General features: G+C 72.0%; 14 protein-coding genes. 11 read left to right on the top strand and 3 right to left on the bottom strand.

Annotation, left to right across the window (positions count from 1 at the left end):
- Nucleotides 1–249: 249 nt before the first annotated feature.
- The 5 genes from ACQPW6_RS13455 to ACQPW6_RS13435 all read left to right on the top strand — a co-directional run bounded on the left by ACQPW6_RS13455 (nucleotide 250) and on the right by ACQPW6_RS13435 (nucleotide 10,004).
- Nucleotides 250–1,038 carry an ABC transporter ATP-binding protein gene (locus ACQPW6_RS13455; protein WP_433889833.1) on the top strand — a complete coding sequence of 263 codons (789 nt, stop codon included), beginning with the start codon at nucleotides 250–252 and terminating at the stop codon, nucleotides 1,036–1,038.
- Entirely contained in the window at nucleotides 1,035–3,605 is a 2,571-nt protein-coding gene (locus ACQPW6_RS13450; protein ID WP_433889832.1) for an ABC transporter permease, read from the top strand. Before ACQPW6_RS13455 ends, ACQPW6_RS13450 begins: the two co-directional genes overlap by 4 nt.
- Nucleotides 3,606–4,247: 642 nt before the next feature.
- Nucleotides 4,248–7,796 (top strand): transcription-repair coupling factor, encoded by a 3,549-nt coding sequence (gene mfd / locus ACQPW6_RS13445; RefSeq protein ID WP_433889831.1) that lies wholly within the window; start codon nucleotides 4,248–4,250, stop codon nucleotides 7,794–7,796.
- A gap of 133 nt (nucleotides 7,797–7,929) precedes the next feature.
- Nucleotides 7,930–9,018, top strand: coding sequence for a glycoside hydrolase family 19 protein (locus tag ACQPW6_RS13440; protein ID WP_433889830.1), 1,089 nt, complete (start codon nucleotides 7,930–7,932; stop codon nucleotides 9,016–9,018).
- Nucleotides 9,019–9,095: 77 nt separating this feature from the next.
- The gene (locus ACQPW6_RS13435) at nucleotides 9,096–10,004 is read left to right on the top strand and encodes a TolB family protein (protein ID WP_433889829.1); all 909 of its coding nucleotides are present in this window, start codon (nucleotides 9,096–9,098) and stop codon (nucleotides 10,002–10,004) included.
- A 115-nt stretch (nucleotides 10,005–10,119) separates the two neighbouring features.
- Here the strand turns inward: ACQPW6_RS13435 and ACQPW6_RS13430 are convergent, their stop codons facing one another.
- Both ACQPW6_RS13430 and ACQPW6_RS13425 read right to left on the bottom strand, forming a co-directional pair.
- A complete protein-coding gene (locus tag ACQPW6_RS13430; RefSeq protein WP_433889828.1) occupies nucleotides 10,120–11,739 on the bottom strand; it encodes a DUF2079 domain-containing protein in 1,620 nt (539 codons plus the stop codon).
- Nucleotides 11,740–11,922: 183 nt separating this feature from the next.
- On the bottom strand, nucleotides 11,923–13,527 hold the full coding sequence (locus ACQPW6_RS13425) for a DUF2079 domain-containing protein (protein WP_433889827.1): 1,605 nt from the start codon (nucleotides 13,525–13,527) through the stop codon (nucleotides 11,923–11,925).
- Nucleotides 13,528–13,815: 288 nt separating this feature from the next.
- On the opposite strand from ACQPW6_RS13425, the gene ACQPW6_RS13420 reads away from it, so the two are divergent.
- The 6 genes from ACQPW6_RS13420 (at nucleotide 13,816) to ACQPW6_RS13395 (ending at nucleotide 19,628) form a co-directional block, all read left to right on the top strand.
- Nucleotides 13,816–14,511: a hypothetical protein gene (locus tag ACQPW6_RS13420; RefSeq protein WP_433889826.1), complete on the top strand. Its 696-nt coding sequence runs from the start codon at nucleotides 13,816–13,818 to the stop codon at nucleotides 14,509–14,511.
- On the top strand, nucleotides 14,508–16,043 hold the full coding sequence (locus ACQPW6_RS13415; RefSeq protein WP_433889825.1) for a protein kinase domain-containing protein: 1,536 nt from the start codon (nucleotides 14,508–14,510) through the stop codon (nucleotides 16,041–16,043). The genes ACQPW6_RS13420 and ACQPW6_RS13415 overlap by 4 nt, the downstream gene beginning before the upstream one ends.
- Nucleotides 16,044–16,097: 54 nt before the next feature.
- On the top strand, nucleotides 16,098–16,934 hold the full coding sequence (locus ACQPW6_RS13410) for an HNH endonuclease family protein (protein WP_433889824.1): 837 nt from the start codon (nucleotides 16,098–16,100) through the stop codon (nucleotides 16,932–16,934).
- Between the two features lie 126 nt (nucleotides 16,935–17,060).
- Nucleotides 17,061–17,729, top strand: a complete 669-nt coding sequence (locus ACQPW6_RS13405) for a SurA N-terminal domain-containing protein (RefSeq protein WP_433889823.1) — start codon at nucleotides 17,061–17,063, stop codon at nucleotides 17,727–17,729.
- A gap of 86 nt (nucleotides 17,730–17,815) precedes the next feature.
- Entirely contained in the window at nucleotides 17,816–18,904 is a 1,089-nt protein-coding gene (locus ACQPW6_RS13400; RefSeq protein ID WP_433889822.1) for a nucleoside triphosphate pyrophosphohydrolase, read from the top strand.
- Between the two features lie 4 nt (nucleotides 18,905–18,908).
- Nucleotides 18,909–19,628, top strand: coding sequence for an endonuclease V (locus tag ACQPW6_RS13395; protein ID WP_433889821.1), 720 nt, complete (start codon nucleotides 18,909–18,911; stop codon nucleotides 19,626–19,628).
- Nucleotides 19,629–19,649: 21 nt separating this feature from the next.
- Here the strand turns inward: ACQPW6_RS13395 and ACQPW6_RS13390 are convergent, their stop codons facing one another.
- Nucleotides 19,650–19,991 (bottom strand): hypothetical protein, encoded by a 342-nt coding sequence (locus ACQPW6_RS13390; RefSeq protein WP_433889820.1) that lies wholly within the window; start codon nucleotides 19,989–19,991, stop codon nucleotides 19,650–19,652.
- Nucleotides 19,992–20,189: the final 198 nt, after the last annotated feature.

The following is a 20,189-nucleotide window of genomic DNA, read 5'->3' as shown; positions in this document are numbered from 1 at the left end:
TCGGTCGCTGTCCCGGACACCGGTATGAGCCGCAGGTACCGGACCCCTAGGGGGAGGGACCTACTTTCGGGTGGCCATGGTTGATACCCGGGGATGACGAACCGGAGCCGAGTGCTCCCTACGGTCATAGGGCGGGGTGGGGATAGCCCCACCCCAAGACGGAGACCTGCCCCATCGTTCGGACACCCCGTGCTCGGACAGGCTTGGTGCACAGCCCGGCCACACCACCACACCCCACAGGAGACAGCAGTGACATCGGCAGTAACGGTTCCCAAGTCCGGGGGCAGCGGAGAGCGTTCGGCCGTTGCCGCAGCAGGGCGTGCGGTCACCAAGGCCTACGGCGTCGGCGAGACCCGGGTGGTCGCGCTCGACGCGGTGGACGTGGACATCGCACGCGGCCGTTTCACGGCGATCATGGGCCCCTCGGGCTCCGGCAAGTCCACCCTCATGCACTGCCTCGCGGGCCTCGACACGGTCTCCGAGGGCCGGATCTGGATCGGCGACACCGAGATCACCGGCCTGAAGGACAAGAAGCTCACCCAGCTCCGCCGGGACAAGATCGGCTTCATCTTCCAGTCGTTCAACCTTCTCCCCACGCTGAACGCGGTGGAGAACATCACGCTGCCGATGGACATCGCCGGCCGCAAGGTGGACCGCGACTGGCTGGACCGGGTGGTGGACACCGTCGGCCTGGCCGGCCGGCTCAAGCACCGCCCCACCCAGCTGTCCGGCGGCCAGCAGCAGCGCGTGGCCGTGGCCCGCGCCCTCGCCGCCCGCCCGGAGATCATCTTCGGTGACGAGCCGACCGGAAACCTGGACTCGCGGGCCGGCGCCGAGGTGCTGGACTTCCTGCGCCGCTCGGTGGACGAGCTGGGCCAGACCATCGTCATGGTCACGCACGACCCGGTGGCCGCGTCCTACGCGGACCGGGTCCTCTACCTGGCCGACGGCCGGATCGTGGACGAGATGCAGAACCCGACGGCTGACAGCGTCCTCGAGCGGATGAAGAACTTCGACGGTCGCGGGCGGACGTCATGACCGTCTGGAAGACCTCGGTGCGCAACTTCCTCGCGCACAAGGGCAGGATGACGCTCTCCGCGATCGCGGTGCTGCTGTCGGTGGGCTTCGTGTGCGGCACGCTGGTGCTGACCGACACGATGACCACCACGTTCGACAAGCTCTTCGGCTCCACCGCCTCCGACGTCGCCGTCAGCGCCCAGAAGGTGGACGACGCGCAGGCCACCGGTCTGCCCGACATGGTGCCGGCCTCGCTCCAGGCCAAGCTGGCGCACACCACCGGCGTCGCCAAGTCCGTCCCGGACGTCACCAGCACCGACGTCACGGTCACCAACGCCCAGAACGACAAGCTCAGCTCGTCGTCCGGCGCCCCGACCATCGTCAGCAACTGGGACCCGACCGAGACCAAGGCGGTGTCGCTGACCAGCGGCCACCTGCCCAAGAACGGCACCGAGGCGCTCGTCGACGCCGACGCGGCCAAGAAGCACCACCTCAAGATCGGCGACCAGCTGCGGATCATCGCCGCGCCCGGCGACTTCCACGTCACCGTCTCCGGGGTGGTCACCTTCAAGACCACCAACCCCGGCGCGATGCTGATCTACGTGGACACGCCCACCGCGCAGTCCCGGCTGCTGGGCAAGTCCGACGCGTACACCACGTTCAACCTGACCGCCGCCAAGGGCGTCAGCGACGAGCAGCTCAAGGCGGACGTCCAGGCGTCCATCGGCAACGGGTACAAGATCCACACCGCGGCCGAGCAGAAGAAGGAGAACAAGGACGACCTCGGGTCGTTCCTGAACTTCATGAAGTACGCGATGCTCGGCTTCGCCGGCATCTCGCTGCTGGTCGGCATCTTCCTGATCGTCAACACCTTCTCGATGCTGGTCGCCCAGCGCACCCGGGAGATCGGGCTGATGCGGGCGCTCGGCTCCAGCCGGCGGCAGATCAACCGGTCGGTGCTGATCGAGGCGGTGCTGCTCGGTGTCACCGGCTCGGTGCTCGGCATCGGCGGCGGCATCGGACTCGCCATCGGGCTGATGAAGCTGATGGGCAAGGCCGGACTGAAGCTGGAGACCTCGGATCTGACGATCAAGGCCACCACGCCGGTCATCGGCCTGGTGATCGGTGTGGTCGTCACGGTGGTCTCCGCGTACATCCCGGCCCGCCGGGCCGGCAAGATCTCCCCGATGGCGGCACTGCGCGACGCGGGAACCCCCGCCGACGCCAAGGCCGGCCGGATCAGGGCCGCGGTCGGCATCCTGGTCTGCGCGGCCGGTGTGCTCGCGCTGGTCGGCGCGGCGCAGGCGAGCAAGGCGTCGACCGGCGGCAGCCTGCTGGGCCTCGGCGTGCTGCTCACGCTGATCGGCTTCGTGATCGTCGGACCGCTGCTCGCCGGTGTGATCGTCCGGGCGGTCAGCGCGGTGCTGCTGCGCTTCTTCGGCCCGGTCGGCCGGCTCGCGGAGCGCAACGCGCTGCGCAACCCGCGCCGCACCGGTGCGACCGCCTCCGCGCTGATGATCGGACTGGCGCTGGTGGCCGGTATGTCGGTGGTCGGCTCCTCGATGGTGGCCTCCGCCAACGACCAGCTCGACAAGTCGGTCGGCGCGGACTTCATCGTCCAGGTGGGTGACAACGGCAGCCAGCCGCTGACCCCGGGCGTGGAGAAGGCGCTGCGCGGCGCCAGCGACATCGAGCACTTCACCCAGTACACGCTGGTGAACGCGAAGATCACGCTGCCGTCCGGCAAGACCACCACCAAGTCGCTGAGCGCGGCCGATCCGACCTACGCGCAGGACCTGCGGATCGCGACCACCGCGGGCAAGCTGTCGAACGCCTACGGCAGCAACGCGATGTCGGTGCCGGAGGGCTTCGCCAAGGACAACCACCTCAAGATCGGCGACGTACTGCCGGTGGCGATGGTCGGCGGCACCCCCGCGAAGCTGCGGGTGGCGGCGATCACCTCCGACGACACGGCCATCGAGCACGGGTCGATGTTCATCAACATCGCCACCGCCAGGCAGTACCTGGCGCCGGACAAGATGCCGGCCGACTTCATGCTCTTCGCCAAGGCGCAGAGCGGGAAGACCGACCAGGCGTACGCGTCGCTCAAGGCCAGCGTCAAGCAGTTCCCGCAGGTGGACGTGCGCAACCAGGCCGACTACAAGAAGCTCGTGCACGACCAGGTCAGCCAGCTGCTCACCATGATCTACGTGCTGCTGGCGCTGGCGATCGTGGTCGCCATCCTCGGCGTGGTCAACACGCTGGCGCTGTCGGTGGTGGAACGCACCCGGGAGATCGGCCTGATGCGGGCGATCGGGATGTCCCGCCGCCAGATGCGGCGGATGATCCGGCTGGAGTCGGTGGTCATCGCGCTCTTCGGCGCGCTGGTCGGCCTCGGCCTCGGCCTCGGCTGGGGCTCCACGGGCCAGCAGGTGCTCGCGTCCCAGGGCCTGGGCATCCTGAGCGTGCCGTGGGCGACGATCATCGCGGTCTTCATCGGCTCGGCGGTGGTCGGCCTGCTGGCCGCCCTGATGCCCGCTTTCCGTGCCGGCCGCATGAACGTCCTGAACGCGATCGCCACGGACTAGCTTTTCCCCGTGAACCAGGCGGCCCCGGCCGGCGCATCCCCCCGCGCCCCGGGGCCGCCGCCCGTCCTGCGGCCCGCTCCCGACATCCCCCCGCCCAGCCCCCGGGGGTCGTCCCCGGTCCCTGGGCCCGGTGGTGGGCTGGTGGCGCAGTTCCCCGCGCCCCTTAAAAACCCGGCTCGCCCGGCCCCTGGGGGTCGTTCCCGGTCCCTGGGCCCGGTGGGTGGCTGGTGGCGCAGTTCCCCGCGCCCCTTGAAAGCCCGGCTGGCCTCGGCGGTCATCCGCGGGCCCCTTGGGCCGACCCGCCAGGGGCGGTTTCAAGGGGCGCGAGGAACTGCGCGACAAGCCACAGCGGTGCCGCAGGGGGCCGGGGCGGCCAGGCCCAGCGGCGGGGTTTTTCAGGGGCGCGGGGCTGTATCGGATTTGCGGCTGGCGCCGCGTGGGCGCGACAAGCCACGGCGGCGTGGGAGGGGGCCGGGGGCGTAAGCCCCAGTGGCGGGTGTGGGGGGCGGGGCGGAAGCCGCGGGGCGCAGGGGGCGACGGCAGGTCGTAGGGTGGTGGGGACCCCCGGCCCGTGTGACGTGTCGGGCGATTCGCGTTGCCCGCGCCGCCAAGGCGCCCCGCACCCCTTCGGGACGGAAACCCATGAGTCTGAACGGTCTCGTCGCCGCCGCCCTCGCCGACAGCGCCCTCGCGGAGGCAGTCCGCGCCGCCTCCTCCGGCGCGCGCCCGCAGGTCGACCTGGTCGGGCCGCCCGCGGCCCGCCCGCTCGCCATCGCCGCGCTCGCCACGAAAGCGTCCCGTACCGTCCTCGCGGTCACCGCGACCGGCCGCGAGGCCGAGGACCTGGCCGCGGCCCTGCGTTCGATGATGCCGCCCGGCGGCGAGGACTCCGTCGTGGAGTACCCCGCGTGGGAGACGCTCCCGCACGAGCGGCTCTCCCCGCGCAGCGACACCGTCGGCCGCCGCCTCGCGGTGCTGCGCCGGCTGACCCACCCCCGGGCCGACGACGTCACCGCCGGCCCGGTGCGGATCGTCGTCGCCCCGATCCGCTCGGTGCTCCAGCCGCAGGTCAAGGGCCTGGGCGAGCTGGAGCCCGTCTCCCTGCGCACGGGCGGCAGCGCCGACCTCGGCGAGGTCGTGGACGGCCTGGCGGCAGCCGCGTACTCCCGGGTGGAGCTGGTGGAGCGGCGCGGCGAGTTCGCCGTCCGCGGCGGCATCCTCGACGTCTTCCCGCCCACCGAGGAGCACCCGCTGCGGGTGGAGTTCTGGGGCGACGAGGTCGAGGAGATCCGGTATTTCAAGGTCGCCGACCAGCGCTCCCTCGAAGTCGCCGAGCACGGCCTGTGGGCCCCGCCCTGCCGCGAGCTGCTGCTCACCGCCCAGGTGCGGGAGCGGGCCGCCGAGCTGGCGGTCCGGCACCCCGAGCTGAACGAGATGCTGGACAAGATCGCCGAGGGCATCGCCGTCGAGGGCATGGAATCCCTCGCCCCCGTCCTGGTGGACGAGATGGAGCTGCTGCTCGACGTGCTGCCGGCCGGTTCGATGACGGTGGTCTGCGATCCGGAGCGGGTCCGGACCAGGGCCGCGGACCTGGTGGCCACCTCGCAGGAGTTCCTCGAGGCGTCCTGGGCGGCGAGCGCGGGCGGCGGCGAGGCCCCGGTCGACCTGGGCGCCGCCTCGCTGTGGTCGATCGCCGCGGTCCGGGACCGGGCCCGCGAGCTGGGCGTCCCGTGGTGGACGGTGAGCCCGTTCGCCGCCGACGAGGCCGACGACCTGGACGCCGACACCCTCAAGCTCGGCATGCACGCCCCCGAGCTGTACCGGGGCGACACTGCCCGCGCCCTGGCCGACACCAAGGGCTGGCTGGCCGACGGCTGGCGCACCGTCTACGTCACCGAGGGCCAGGGCCCGGCCGCCCGGATGGTGGAGGTGCTGGGCGGCGAGGGCATCGCGGCCCGGCTCGACGTGGACCTCGGCGAGATCGCCCCGGCCGTCGTCCAGGTCGCGACCGGTTCGATCGAGCACGGCTTCATCGACCCGGCGCTGCGGCTCGCGGTGCTGACCGAGACCGACCTGTCGGGGCAGAAGTCGTCCACCAAGGACATGGGGCGGATGCCGTCCCGCCGCCGTAAGACCATCGACCCGCTGACCCTCCAGTCGGGCGACTACATCGTGCACGAGCAGCACGGCGTCGGCCGCTACGTGGAGATGGTGCAGCGCACCGTGCAGGGTGCCACCCGCGAGTACCTGGTGGTGGAGTACGCGCCCGCCAAGCGCGGCCAGCCCGGCGACCGGCTGTTCGTACCGACCGACCAGCTGGAGCTGGTCACCAAGTACGTCGGCGGCGAGGCCCCGTCCCTGCACCGGCTCGGCGGCGCGGACTGGACCAAGACCAAGGCGCGGGCGAAGAAGGCCGTCAAGGAGATCGCCGCCGACCTGATCAAGCTCTACTCGGCCCGGATGGCCGCCCCCGGCCACACCTTCGGCCCGGACACCCCGTGGCAGCGCGAGCTGGAGGACGCGTTCCCGTACGCGGAGACCCCCGACCAGCTGACCACCATCGCCGAGGTCAAGGACGACATGCAGAAGTCGGTCCCGATGGACCGGCTGATCTGCGGCGACGTCGGCTACGGCAAGACCGAGATCGCGGTGCGGGCGGCGTTCAAGGCGGTGCAGGACGGCAAGCAGGTCGCCGTCCTGGTGCCGACCACGCTGCTGGTGCAGCAGCACATGGGCACGTTCACCGAGCGGTACGCGCAGTTCCCGGTCAAGGTGCGGGCGCTGTCCCGGTTCCAGAGCGACAGCGAGGCCAAGGCCACCCTGGAGGGGCTGCGCGAGGGCTCGGTGGACCTGGTGATCGGCACCCACCGGCTGTTCTCCTCGGAGACCAAGTTCAAGGACCTCGGCCTGGTCATCGTGGACGAGGAGCAGCGGTTCGGCGTCGAGCACAAGGAGCAGCTGAAGAAGCTGCGGGCCAACGTGGACGTGCTGACGATGTCCGCGACCCCGATCCCGCGCACCCTGGAGATGGCGGTCACCGGCATCCGCGAGATGTCCACCATCACCACCCCGCCGGAGGAGCGGCACCCGGTGCTGACCTTCGTCGGCCCGTACGAGGAGAAGCAGATCGGCGCGGCCATCCGCCGTGAACTGCTGCGCGAGGGCCAGGTGTTCTACATCCACAACCGGGTGGAGTCCATCGACCGGGCCGCCGCCCGGCTGCGGGCCGTCGTCCCGGAGGCGCGGATCGCCACCGCGCACGGGCAGATGGGCGAGTCGCAGCTCGAACAGGTCGTGGTGGACTTCTGGGAGAAGCGCTTCGACGTGCTGGTGTCCACCACCATCGTGGAGTCCGGCATCGACATCCCGAACGCCAACACGCTGATCGTGGAGCGCGGCGACACCTTCGGCCTGTCCCAACTGCACCAGCTGCGGGGGCGGGTGGGCCGGTCGCGGGAGCGCGGCTACGCGTACTTCCTGTACCCGCCGGAGAAGCCGCTGACCGAGACCGCGCACGAGCGGCTCGCCACCATCGCCCAGCACACCGAGATGGGCGCGGGCATGTACGTGGCGATGAAGGACCTGGAGATCCGCGGCGCGGGCAACCTGCTCGGCGGCGAGCAGTCCGGGCACATCGCGGGCGTCGGGTTCGACCTGTACGTACGGATGGTGGGCGAGGCCGTCGCCGACTACCGCTCGGCGCTGGAGTCGGGCGGCGAGCCGGAGGAGACCCTGCTCGACGTCAAGATCGAACTCCCGGTGGACGCGCACGTGCCGCACGACTACGCCCCCGGTGAGCGGCTGCGGCTCCAGGCGTACCGGGCCATCGCGTCGGCGACCACCGAGCAGGACATCGCGGCGGTGCGCGAGGAGCTGACCGACCGGTACGGCAAGCTGCCGGAGCCGGTGGAGAACCTGCTGCTGGTGGCGGCCCTGAGGATGCTGGCCCGCAAGGTCGGCGTCAGCGACATCACGCTCCAGGGCAGCAACGTCCGGTTCGGACCGGTGGAGTTGCGCGAGTCGCAGGAGCTGCGGCTGAACCGGATCTACCCGCGGACCGTCCACAAGCACGCCACCCGGCAGCTGATGGTGCCGCGCCCGGCGTCGGCGCGGATCGGCGGGAAGCCGGTGGTGGGACGGCAGTTGCTGGAGTGGACGGCGGAGTTCCTGACCACCGTGCTCGACAACTGACGCTCGTGCCCGGCAACTGACGCTGCCGGGCGGCCCGTTCGCCCTTTTTTGATTGGTCTGGACCTTGACAGGTCCAGACCAATCCGCTTGAGTCGGTCACGACCCCACTCGATCCCCCACAAGGAGTGGTCACGTGTCAACGAAACGGCTCATAGCCTTTCTCACCGCCCTGGCGGTCGCGGTAGGACTGGCCATCCTCGTACCGCTGGCGTCCAGCGCCTCCGCCGCCACCTGTACGACGCCGTACAACGCGTCCTCGGTCTACACCGGCGGTATGACCGCCTCGTACAACAGCCACAACTGGCAGGCCAAGTGGTGGACCCAGGGCGAGACGCCGTCCACCGGCGGCTCCGGAGTCTGGGCCGACCAGGGCTCCTGCGGCAGTGGCTCGGGCGGCACCGGCGGCACCACCGGTGGCACCGGCGACAGTTGCAACTACCCGGCGTGGGCCGCGGGCCACAACTACGTGGCCGGTGACATCGTCAAGTACACCAACGGCAACTACTACAAGGCGTCGCACGACAACCCGGGCTACGACCCGGTGATCAGCACCTGGTACTGGGACCCGTACGGGTGCAGCGGCGGCGGTGGCACCACCCCGCCGTCCGGCGGCTCCTTCGTGGTCAGCGAGGCGCAGTTCAACCAGATGTTCCCGAGCCGGAACTCCTTCTACACCTACAGCGGCCTGACCGAGGCGCTCAGCGCGTACCCGGGCTTCGCGACCACCGGCAGCGACACCGTCAAGAAGCAGGAGGCCGCGGCCTTCCTCGCCAACGTCAGCCACGAGACCGGCGGCCTCGTCTACGTCAGCGAGATCGACAAGTCCGGCAACTACTGCGCCTCCGAGCCCTACGGCTGCCCGGCCGGCACCTACTCCTACTACGGGCGCGGCCCGATCCAGCTGAGCTGGAACTTCAACTACAAGGCGGCCGGCGACTCGCTCGGCGTCGACCTGCTGGACAACCCCGGCCTCGTCGAGACCGACGCGGCGATCTCCTGGAAGACCGGCCTGTGGTACTGGGACACCCAGACCGGCCCGGGCACCATGACCCCGCACAACGCCATGGTCAACGGCGCCGGATTCGGTGAGACCATCCGCAGCATCAACGGCAGCATCGAGTGCAACGGCGGCAACCCGGCCGAGGTGCAGGACCGGGTCAACGCCTACCAGAACTTCGTCTCGATCCTCGGAGTCCCGGCGGGCAACAACCTGAGCTGCTGACCTCCGTGACGTCATCGGTCTGATCATCTTCGACGCGCCCCGCTCGCCGTGAGCGGGGCGCGTTAGTGTGATCAGCTGTGACGATCACCGGAGCGGGGACGAACGTACGGCCGCTGGCGGCGGGGCAGCGCGCCCGGCTGCTGGTCGCGGACATCGACGGCGGCGAGCCCCGCCTGGTGTACGAGACGGCCGACAGCGCGCTGGAGGCGCCGAACTGGTCGCCGGACGGCCGCCTGCTGGTGTTCAACCAGGACGGGCTGCTGCTGCGGGTGCCCGTGGAGGGCGGCGCGCCCGAGGTCATCGACACCGGCGGGATCACCGACGCCAACAACGACCACGTGCTCGCGCCGGACGGCGGCACCATCTACCTGTCGGCGGGTGACGGCCACATCCACGCGGTGCCGTTCGCGGGCGGGCCCGCCCGGCGGGTCACCAACGAGCACAGCCCCGGCCCCTTCCGGCACTTCCTGCACGGCGTCTCGCCGGACGGGGAGACGCTCGCCTATGTGGGCGTCGAACCGTACGGCGGCGACGAGTGGGGCTACCGCAACATCTTCACGGTGCCGTCGTCGGGCGGCCCCGACACCCGGCTCACCGACAGCCCGGCGCCCGCCGACGGACCGGAGTTCGGCCCGGACGGGGAGTGGATCTACTTCAACTCCGAGCACGGCAACGACGTCCCCGGCCACGCACAGCTGTTCCGGATGCGCCCGGACGGGTCGCAGTTGACCCGGCTCACCTCCGACGAGCGGGTCAACTGGTTCCCGCACCCGTCTCCTGATGGCCGCCACCTGCTCTACATCAGCTTCCCGCCCGGCACGCAGGGCCACCCGGCCGACCGCGAGGTGATCCTGCGGCTGGCCGATCCCGAGGGCCGCGCCCCGCGCGACCTGCTCGCCTTCACCGGCGGTCAGGGCAGCCTGAACGTCAACAGCTGGGCACCGGACAGCAGGCGCTTCGCGTACGTGGACTACCCGACTGACTGAAACCCGACGCAGCTGCGTCGGGTTGCGCGAACGGTGTTCGCGACGGGGCTTGACGAACGGCGTTCGCGCTACGGGGTTCGCGAACGGTGTTCAGGCCGGGGTTCGCGAACGGTGTTCAGGACCGGCGCAGGATCACGTAGCCCTCGGAGTTGGCGATCATGGTGTACGTGGCCGTCGGGTGCAGCTGCTTGGCGTAGGTCGCCGGGTCGGGCACCCAGCCCGAGGTGTTGTCGATGGCGATGTAGTCGGGCGTGACGCCCGGTGTGTCGCCGACCCAGTAGACCGTCGTGCGGTGCACCAGTCTGCTGATCGGACCGACGTTCGCCTCCACGGTGGCCCCGTCGGGGATCTCGTCGAGCAGCTTCTCCACGGCCTTGGTGTGCGCGTCCACCTTGTAGGTGTCGGTATGGGCCAGCGACGCCAATGGCATCGAAAGGGTGAGCGCGAGCGCCGCACCCGCAGCGGCTGCCGGCACTCCGGCCGCGTACGACCGCAGCCACGGCCGGCGGCTGGTCCGCGACATCTGCGCCGCGTCCACCAGCGCGAGGAAGACCACCGGCATCAGCACCGCGCTGTAGTGCCAGTCGGTGCCCCAGTAGTGGTCGTCGTGCGAGATGAACCGCCAGCCGATGGTGGGCAGCGCCGCCAGCAGCAGGGGGGAGCGCAGCGCGAGCAGCCCGGAGGTCGGCAGCAGGATCCACAGCAGGGTGTGGATCGCGGTGCTGAGCGGGATGTGCCCGGGCATCGGAGCCCCGTTGCCGTTGAGCTTGTTCCAGTAGTCGTACGCGCCCGTGCTGTTTAGTGCCGGGATCAGCACCCCGAACGCGAGCGCGGAGGCGGCCACCCCGAAGCCGGCCAGGCCGATCGCCCACGGCCCGTAGCGCAGCGCGTCGGTCAGCGGCTCCTGGTCGTCCTCGGCCTCGTCGGCGCCGCCGTCGGCCCGGCCCTCGCCCGGCGCCGTGCTGCCGTCCTGCTGGGCCGGGACGGTCGCCTTGGCGGTGTTGACCGCCGCAGCTGTGCCGGGTTCGGGCTCGGGCCCGTCCGCGGGAGCGGTCTCGGTGCGGGTGCGCCACCACACGATCACCCCGATGGCGCCGGCCGTGACCCCCATGTCCTCCTTGACGAAGATCAGCGGCAGCGCCCACCACATCGCCGCGCCCCACCGCTTGCGCAGCACCGCCTCCAGTGCGAAGGCCAGCAGCGGCATCGCGAACGCGATCTCGTGGAAGTCGAACTGCACCGCGCGCTGCACACCCCACGACAGCGCGTACGCCGTCCCGATCGCCAGCCCCCGGCCGCGCCCGAGCAGCAGCCCGGCGCAGCGAGTGACCGGAATCACCGAGATCGCGAAGAGCAGCGCCTGTGCGACGAGCAGCGTGACGGGGGTGGGGAAGAGCCGGTAGAAGGGCGCGATCAGCGCCGTGATCGGGCTGAAGTGGTCGCCGAGGATGTTGAAGCCGGGGCCCTTGAGGTCGGCCACGGGCGCGTGCAGGTGGGCGTAGGACTTGATCGCCTGCTCGAAGATGCCCAGGTCCCAGGACATGGTGAGCATCTGCCGGTAGCGGGTGATCGACAGGGCCATGAAGGCGAGCAGCGAGAGCAGCGCCAGCAGGTACGGGTCCAGGCGCTGACCGGGCATACCGGCGAAGCGCCCGGCGGCCGCCTCGCCGCCGGCGGCCGTGCTGGACGGAGCCCTGGTGCTCTGCTCCGCCATGACGGCCTCGGCCCTGTCCATCGTCGGTCCTCCACGGCAGGTCGGTCGGGGTCTGCCGGAAAAGATACGGGACGCGGCTGTGCCGGGGGAGTCGTCTGATGCGCCAATCCGATCGCCGGCCGTAATGGTCCCGTCACCGGACGGTCACCCGGCGGGCCGCCGCGCGGGTGCGGGGGCCGGCCGCCGGGCTCGTCGAACGGTGGCCTACCCGGCCGCCCGCTCATGCCGCAGCAGCACGTAGCCGCCGGCGCTGCCGACCATCACGTACCGCGCGGCCGGGTGCAGCTGCCGGGCGTATCCGACCGGGTCGGGTACCCAGCCGGAGCTGTCCTCCAGCGCCAGGTAGTCGGGAGTCACGCCCTTGGTGCCGCCCACCCAGTAGACGGTCGTCCGCCGGACCAGCCTGCTGATCGGCCCCACGTTGGCCTCCACGGTGGCGCCGTTCGGGATCCGGTCGAGCAGCCCGACCACCGCCTTGGTGCGCGCGTCCACCCGGTAGGCGGCCGGGTGCGAGAGCGAGGCCAGCGGGAGCTGGGTGCTGAGCGCCAGCGCGGCGGCGACCGTGGCGACGGGCGCGGCCGCCGCGTAGGAGCGCAGGAACGGGCGCAGCGGCGCGCGGCGCGACGAGAGCGGCTGCCGGGGCCGGCGGGACGTCCGGGGCGATGACCGTACGATCCGCTCGGCCGCGTCCACCAGCGCGAGGAAGACCACCGGCATCAGCACCGCGTTGTAGTGCCAGGCGGTGCCCCAGTCCGCTGGCTCGTGGCTGACGAACCGCCAGCCGAGGGTGGGCAGCGCCACCAGCAGCAGCGGGGAGCGCAGTGCGAGCAGACCGCCGGCCGGCAGCAGCAGCCACAGCAGGGTGCGGACGGCGGTGTCCGCGGGGATGTGCCCGGTGAGGGTGCCGGCGCCGTCGATGTGGTTGAGCAGGTGGTAGCCGGGGCCGTGGAAGGCCGGCATCAGCCGCCGGATCTCCAGGACCGAGGCGGCGGCGCCGAACACCGCCAGCATGACGGCGTAGGTGCGGACGTTCGCCCCGCCGCGGGTGGTCGCGCGGGCCGACCGCAGCCACACCACCGCGGCGAGGGCGGCGACGGTGGCGCCCATGTCCTCCTTCACCAGCGTCAGCGGCACCGCCCACCACATGGCCGCGGTCCACCGCCCGCGCAGCACCGCCTCCAGGGCGAAGGCCAGCATCGGAACGGCGAACGCGACCTCGTGGAAGTCGAAGTCCACCGCTCGCTGGATTCCCCACGAGAGCCCGTAGGCGGCGCCCACCGCGAGCCCGGCGCGCGTCCCGAACACCCGGCCCGCCGCCCGGGTCACCGGCACCACGGACAGCGCGAAGAGCAGCGCCTGTGCGACGAGCAGCGTGACGGGGGTGGGGAAGAGCCGGTAGAAGGGCGCGATCAGTGCGGTGATCGGGCTGAAGTGGTCGCCGAGGACGTTGAAGCCGGGGCCCTTGAGGTCGGCGACCGGCGCGTGCAGGTGGGCGTAGGACTTGACGGCCTGTTCGAAGATGCCGAGGTCCCAGGACATCGTGCGCATCTGGCGGTAGCGGGAGATCGACAGTGCCGCGTAGAGCGCGGAGAAGGCGGCGGCCAGCAGCCAGGGGGCGGCGGCGCGGGTCCGGCTGTGCGCGTCGCCGGTGTCGGCCGGTCCTGGGGTCAGGCCGGTGTCCTGGGTGGTGGCCTGCGCGGTGGGAGGAGGTGGGCCGGCCGCGTCCTGGGCGGGGAGCACGGCCTCGGTGTCCAGGGCAGGGGCCACGGTCGCGGCCTCGGCCTCGGCCGTCTCGCTTTCGCCGTGCATCGGCGGATCCTTCTCGTCCGGTTTACCCAGGTTTGGTAGGAATCCAGCTTGGGCCCGCGGGTGATCCGGCAGGTGGACGGCGCGCCGGAAGCCGGCCCCCTGGCCCCTCGGTCGTACGCGAACCGAAATAGTTATCCACAGGTCGGCGGAGACCGGGCGACGCGCGGACCCGGTGGCCGATACGCTCGCAGCAGCAGAACCGGGGGCGCCAAGTGCGGTAGCGCGCAAGGCGGAGCCGCCGGGAGCCGCGCAGTCCACCCCACCCGCACCGACGTCCAGGAGCAAGCGATGTACGGCCAAGGCACCGCTCCGCCGCCCCCGCCCGCCAGCCAGGCGGAGAACATCGGGCTGCGCGTGCTCTTCACCGTCCTGCCGCTGATCACCTTCGGCTTCGGCGCGTGGGGTTCGATGCTCCGGCTCGCCATGCTGCTCAAGCGCACCCAGGACTGGGTGCTGCTGGCGGTGTCGGCCGGCTTCGTGCCGATCATGATCGTGCTCTTCGCCACCTCGACCGACGACAACGACTGGCAGATCAACAGCGGCGCGGCGTGCCTGCTGTTCTGCATGTTCGCCACCCCGGTCTACTTCCTGGTGGTGGACGTCCGGCGGACCGGCGCCGTCGCCCGCCGCTACCTCGCCTACCAGCAGCAGATGCAGCAGCTCGGCCGGCAGGACCCGCGCAGCACCAACCCGTACTCCTACCGGGCCGACAGCGGCCCGTCGGCCGCGCCCGGGCCGGTGCAGGGCCCGATATCCGGCCGGCCCGGCATACCCGCCCGGCCGCCCTACGGCTACGGCCCGGCCGCCCAGGCGCCCGGCCCCGCGCCGACCCCCACACCGTCGCCCGCCACCCCCGCGCCGATACCCGGACCCAGCTCCGCCGCGCCGCCGGCCCCGCCCGCGCCCGGTCCCCGGATGGACCAGGTGCGCGCCGAACTCGACGAGTTGAGCAACCTGCTCCGCAAGGAGGAGGAGGGCAGGTGACCGGCCGGCTCGTCGCCGGTCGGTACGAGCTGGCCGCGATCGTCGGCCAGGGCGGCATGGGCCAGGTGTGGACGGCCTACGACCGCAGGCTGGACCGCCGGGTCGCGGTGAAGCTGCTGCGCCCCGACAAGGTCGCGGCCGGCCAGGACGTCACCGAGCTGCGGCAGCGCTTCGACCGCGAGTGCCGGGTCACCGCGCAGGTCGACCACCCCGGCCTGGTCACCGTGCACGACGCGGGCGGCGACGGCGACGACCTGTACCTGGTCATGCAGTACGTGGAGGGCAAGGACCTCGGCGACCACCTGGCCGAGCACCGGCCGTACCCGTGGCCGTGGGCGGTGGCCGTCGCGGCCCAGCTGTGCGCGGCGCTGTCGGCCGTGCACGCGGTGCCGATCGTGCACCGCGACCTCAAGCCGCGCAATGTGATGATCCGGCCGGACGGCACGGTCACCGTGCTCGACCTGGGTGTGGCCTCGGTGATGGACACCGACACCACCCGGCTCACCCACACCGGCTCGCCGATCGGCAGCCCCGCGTACATGGCGCCGGAGCAGGCGATGGGCGGCGCCGTGGGCCCGCGCACCGACCTGTACGCGCTCGGCGTGCTGCTGCACGAACTGCTCAGCGGGGATGTGCCGTTCGCCGGCTCCACCGCGCTCGGCGTGCTGCACCGGCACCTGTACGAGGCGCCGGTGCCGCTGCGCCGGCTGCGGCCCGCGGTGCCCGAGTCGCTGGAGGCGCTGGTGCTGCGGCTGCTCGCCAAGGACCCGCAGGACCGCCCGGCCGGCGCCCAGGACGTCTACCGGGACCTGGCCGCGCTGCTGCCCGGCCCGAGTTCGGGTTCCGGCGGGCAGCCCGCGCCGGGGCCGATGGACCCCACCCGGCCGTTCCTGCGCCCGCACGCGCCCTGGCCCGACCGCCCCGCGCCGCCGCCGGTCCACCCGGCGCCCGCGCCGGTCACCGCGCCCGCGGCCATCGACCTGGCCAAGGCGGTGGACGAGGTCAGGCGGCTGCTGGACGCCGGCCGGGTCACCCAGGCCGTGGACATCCTCGGCGGCATCCTGCCGGCCGCCGCCGAGAAGCACGGCGAGCACTCCCCGGTGCTGCTCTCGCTGCGCAAGCAGTACGCCGCCACCTTGATGGAGGACGGCCAGTACCGCCGCGCGCTGCCCGAACTGCGCAGGCTCTCCGACGAGCTGGCCTCGCAGTACGGCGGCGCCGACCGCGGCTCGCTCGGCTTCCGCTACGAGGCGGCCCAGTGCCTGGAGCAGCTCGGCGACACCGCCGCCGCGCTCGCCGAGTACCGGGTCCTGCTGCCGTACTTCGAGCGCTACACGCCCACCGACCCGGCCACCCCGCTGGAGATCCGCCGCCGGATCGCGCACCTGCTGCTTTCCGCCGGCGACCGGCACGCGGCCCGCGAGGTGCTGACCCGGCTGCTGTACGACGCCGACCGGGTGCACGGCCCGCACCACCCGTTCGCCGCGGAAGTCCGCCGTACTCTCGCCTGGTTGGGGCAGATGCAGGGGTAGCAGGCGGGGGCGGTCGGCGTCTCCCGGCATCGAGAACTCTCCCGAGGGGCGTACATGACAGCGGGCAGCAGCACAGCGGGCGCCACCACCGCGCCCTCCCGTACCAGGAGACTGCGCAGGGCCGCCGTGTGCGCGGCGGCCGCCCTCACCGTCACCCTGAGCCTGGCCGGCTGCAAGGACACCGACATCGGCCTCGACTCGCCGAGCGGCGGCGCCAGTTCCACCGCGGGCAGCGGCCCGGTGGTGAGCAACGGGCGGGCCGTCAGCCCGCTCGACAACCCCGACGGCACCAAGACCGGCCTGGCGCCGATCACTTCCGCGGCGGACAAGGCCAAGGCCGTCGCACTGATCAAGAAGGTCGCCACCAAGGGCCGCGGGCCCAAGACCGGTTACAGCAGGGACGAGTTCGGCTCCGCCTGGACGGACTCGGCGCCCGGCGCGATACCGTACTCGCACAACGGCTGCGACTCGCGGAACGACCTGCTCAAGCGGGACGGGACGGATCTGCACTACCGCGGCGGATCGAAGTGCGTGATCTCCTCCATGAAGCTGGACGACCCGTACACCGGCAAGGCCATCAACTGGACCAAGACGCACGCCACCACGATCCAGATCGACCACGTGATGCCGCTGTCGTACGACTGGCAGATGGGCGCCGCGCACTGGGACAAGGGAAAGCGCGAGGACATCGCCAACGATCCGCTCAACCTGATTCCGGTCGACGGTCCGTCCAACGGCTCCAAGAGCGACTCCGGCCCGGCCTCCTGGCTGCCGCCGAACCACCAGATCCGTTGCTCCTACGCGGTGCGCTTCGCGCAGGTCTCGCAGAAGTACGACCTGCCGGTGACGACCGCGGACAAGGACATGATGCTGAAGCTGTGCGGCGGCTGAGTCCCGGGGCCGCCCGCCGGGCGGATCATGTTCGGCGGAGTGCTGGATATCGGCGCCCCGGGCTCTCTATTCTCATGAGGCCCGCGTTCGATCGATCAGCGAGGCTCGTTTCTGCCGGGAGGCACCATGGTCCGCCGCCGCACCGCCGTCTCGATCGCCGCAGCCGCGCTGCTGCTGGCGTCGCCCGCACTCACCGCGTGTGGTTCAGGACCTGACCGCACCGGCTCCGCGGCGGTGGTCGGCGACCAGAAGATCTCGGTGGCCGCGCTCCAGTCACAGGTCAACGCGGTGCGTACGGCGCAGACGAAGTCCCCGCAGGCCGCGCAGCTGCTCAGCGAGAGCAGCACGCTGTCCACCCAGACGCTGACCATGCTGGTGCAGGACAAGGTGATCAGCCAGGCGCTGTCGGACGCCAGACTGACCGTCAGCAACGGCGAGGTGCAGGCCGCCCGCGCCCAGGCCGTGCAGCAGTACGGCAGCGAGGCCGCCCTCGACTCCGACCTGCTGCAGAACTACGGCATCGCGCCGAGCGGCATCGACAGCTTCCTGCGGACCAGCCTGGCGGCCGGCAAGATCACCCAGAGCCTCGGCTTCCAGCCCGGCAGCGACGGCGGCCAGACCGCGATCGTCGGCGCCATCGCGAAGAAGGCGAACGAGCTCGGCGTGCACATCAACCCGCGGTACGGGAGCTGGGACGCGAAGACCGCGGTCATCGGCGCCGCCAAGGACCCGTGGCTGCTGAACCGGACGCCGACCGCCGCGCAGGCGCAGGCCCAGGCCCCGCAGGGCGCCTGACGGATACTGGCCCGCCGGCGGCCCGTGCGTGCCGGCCGGGCCGGTCCGGCGGCGGGGATGTCGGCGGCCCGGGGTACGTTCGGGGTGTGAACGAAGCAGACGAAGCGGCCGGCGCCGCTCCCGGGCGGCTGGTGCTGCTCACCACCAGCCACCGGGTCGCGCCCGGCCAGCTCTCCTGGCCGGCCTGGCAGATCCTGCGGGAGGCCGACCGCGTGCTGTGCGCGGACGCTGAGCACCCGCAGCTGCCGTATCTGCGCGAGGCGGGTGTCCGCGTCGAGCTGGCCGCGCCGACCGGGCGCGAGCTGGTGGACGCGGCGGCCGGCGCCCGTACGGTCGTCTACCTGCCGGCCGGCGGCGAGGGCGACCGCGAGGTGACCGACGAGCTGGCCGCGCTCGGCGGCTCCGGCCGGGTCGCGATGCCCGACCTGGAGCTGCTGCCCGGTTCCTGGGACCTGCCCGGCGCCCGGCTGCTCGACCTGGTCCAGGTGATGGACCGGATCAGGGCCGAGTGCCCGTGGAGCAGCCTGCGCACCCACCAGGACCTGGCCCGGTACGGCATCGAGGAGATGTACGAACTGGTCGAGGCGATCGAGGAGGGGGATCGCGCGGCGGTCAAGGAGGAGCTCGGGGACGTCCTGCTCCAGGTGGTCTTCCACGCGGCGATCGCCGAGGAGGATCCGGCCGAGCCGTTCGACATCGACGAGGTGGCGGCGGGCCTGGTCGCCAAGCTGGTGCACCGTCACCCGCACATCTACGGCGACGAGATCGCCGAGACGCCCGAGCAGGTGCAGGCCAACTGGGTGCGGCTCAAGGGTGTCGAGAAGGCCCGCGAGTCCGTGACGGACGGCGTGCCGGTCGCCTCCCCGGCCCTCGCGCTGGCCGCCAAGCTGGCCGCCCGGGCCCGCTCGGCGGGCCTGCCGGTGCCGCAGTCCCCGGCCGGCGGCCCGGTGACGCTGGCCTCCGCGCCCGCCGACCCCTACGCCGACGAGACCGCGCTCGGCGACCACCTGCTGTCCGAGGCCGCCGCCGCCCAGGACGCCGGCCTCGACCCGGAGGCGGCCCTGCGACACGCGGCCCGCCGCTACCGGGCGGCGATCCGCGCGGCGGAGGCGGCGGAGAAGGCGGAGAAGGCCGAGGAGACCGAGGAGAAGACGGCGCAGAAGGCGGGGGAGTAGCGGCATGCGCGTGGACGTTCCGCACGAGTGGCCCGCCGACGAGGCCGAGGCCCGCGCGCTCCAGGACCGGCTGCGACCGCTCGCCGACCACCTCGGCCCGGGCCCGTCCGACCCCCGTTACGTCGCCGGCCTGGACGTCGCCTACGCCGGTAACGGCCGCGGCACCGGCGACCTGGTCGCGGCGGCCGTGGTCGTCATCGACATGGCCACCCTCGCGGTGGCCGAGCAGTCCACCGCGGTGGCGAGGACGACCTTCCCCTATGTGCCCGGCCTGTTCGCCTTCCGCGAGCTGCCGGTCCTGGTGGAGGCGCTGCGCGCCCTGCGGATCACCCCCGACCTGCTGCTCTGCGACGGCCACGGCCTGGCCCACCCCCGCCGCTTCGGCCTGGCCTGCCACCTCGGCGTTCTCACCGGCCTGCCCACGGCGGGCGTCGCCAAGACCCCCTTCACCGGCCGCCACGACCCCGCCGCCCTGCCCCAGGCCCGCGGCTCCCACACCCCCCTGACCGACGGCACCGAGACGGTCGGCCGCGCCCTGCGCACCCAGCCCGGCGTGAAACCGGTCTACCTCTCCACCGGCCACCTGATCGACCTGCCGACCACCACCACCCACGTCCTGACCCTGACCCCCGCCTACCGCCTCCCCGAAACCACCCGCCACTCCGACCACCTCAGCCGCCAAACCCTCGCCGCAGCCCAGGCCACGGCCCCCGAACCGGCGTAGCGAAGCGGGCAGGGCTCAGACTCAGCCCTGGTCGCCGGCCTCGGGCTGCGAGGCAGCGGTCCGGCGGCCCCTGAGCGAGGTCAGATCCGCCGTCATGGGGAAGGGGACCTCGACCTTCAGTTCCTTGTGGTGGATGCCGGTGACCGCGTACGACCCGGTGGCCGGATCCAGTTCGTACACGTAGACGACGGGCAGGCCCTCGTTCTCCTCCACCCGCCAGAGGTTGCGGATGCCGGCCCGGGCGTACTTGCGCGGTTTGACCTCGCGGTCGCGCTCGACCGACTCCGCCGAGACCAATACCCACAGGACTTCCATGTGGAAGTAGGTCTGTGGGCTTGCGAAGAACAGGCCGCCATCGATCATCTCCGTATGCGGAGGCAACCCAGGAATCGTGTCGAGGTCAGCTGCGGTCCATCCGCCGACCGGCGGCCGGGGCCACCTGTCGGCGGGTTCCTCCGGCTCCGGAGCGCCTTCCGGCGGGATATCGACCTGTGCACTCATGCGGCGGAGTCTCGCGCGCGGGGCCGACGTACCCAAGGCGAGCGATGATCTTTCCGCCGA

Origin of the sequence: Streptomyces sp. CA-111067 (genome assembly GCF_050956065.1) — a bacterium.
In the GTDB taxonomy this organism is placed as follows: domain Bacteria; phylum Actinomycetota; class Actinomycetes; order Streptomycetales; family Streptomycetaceae; genus Actinacidiphila.
This window is presented reverse-complemented; position numbering and strand designations above follow the sequence as displayed.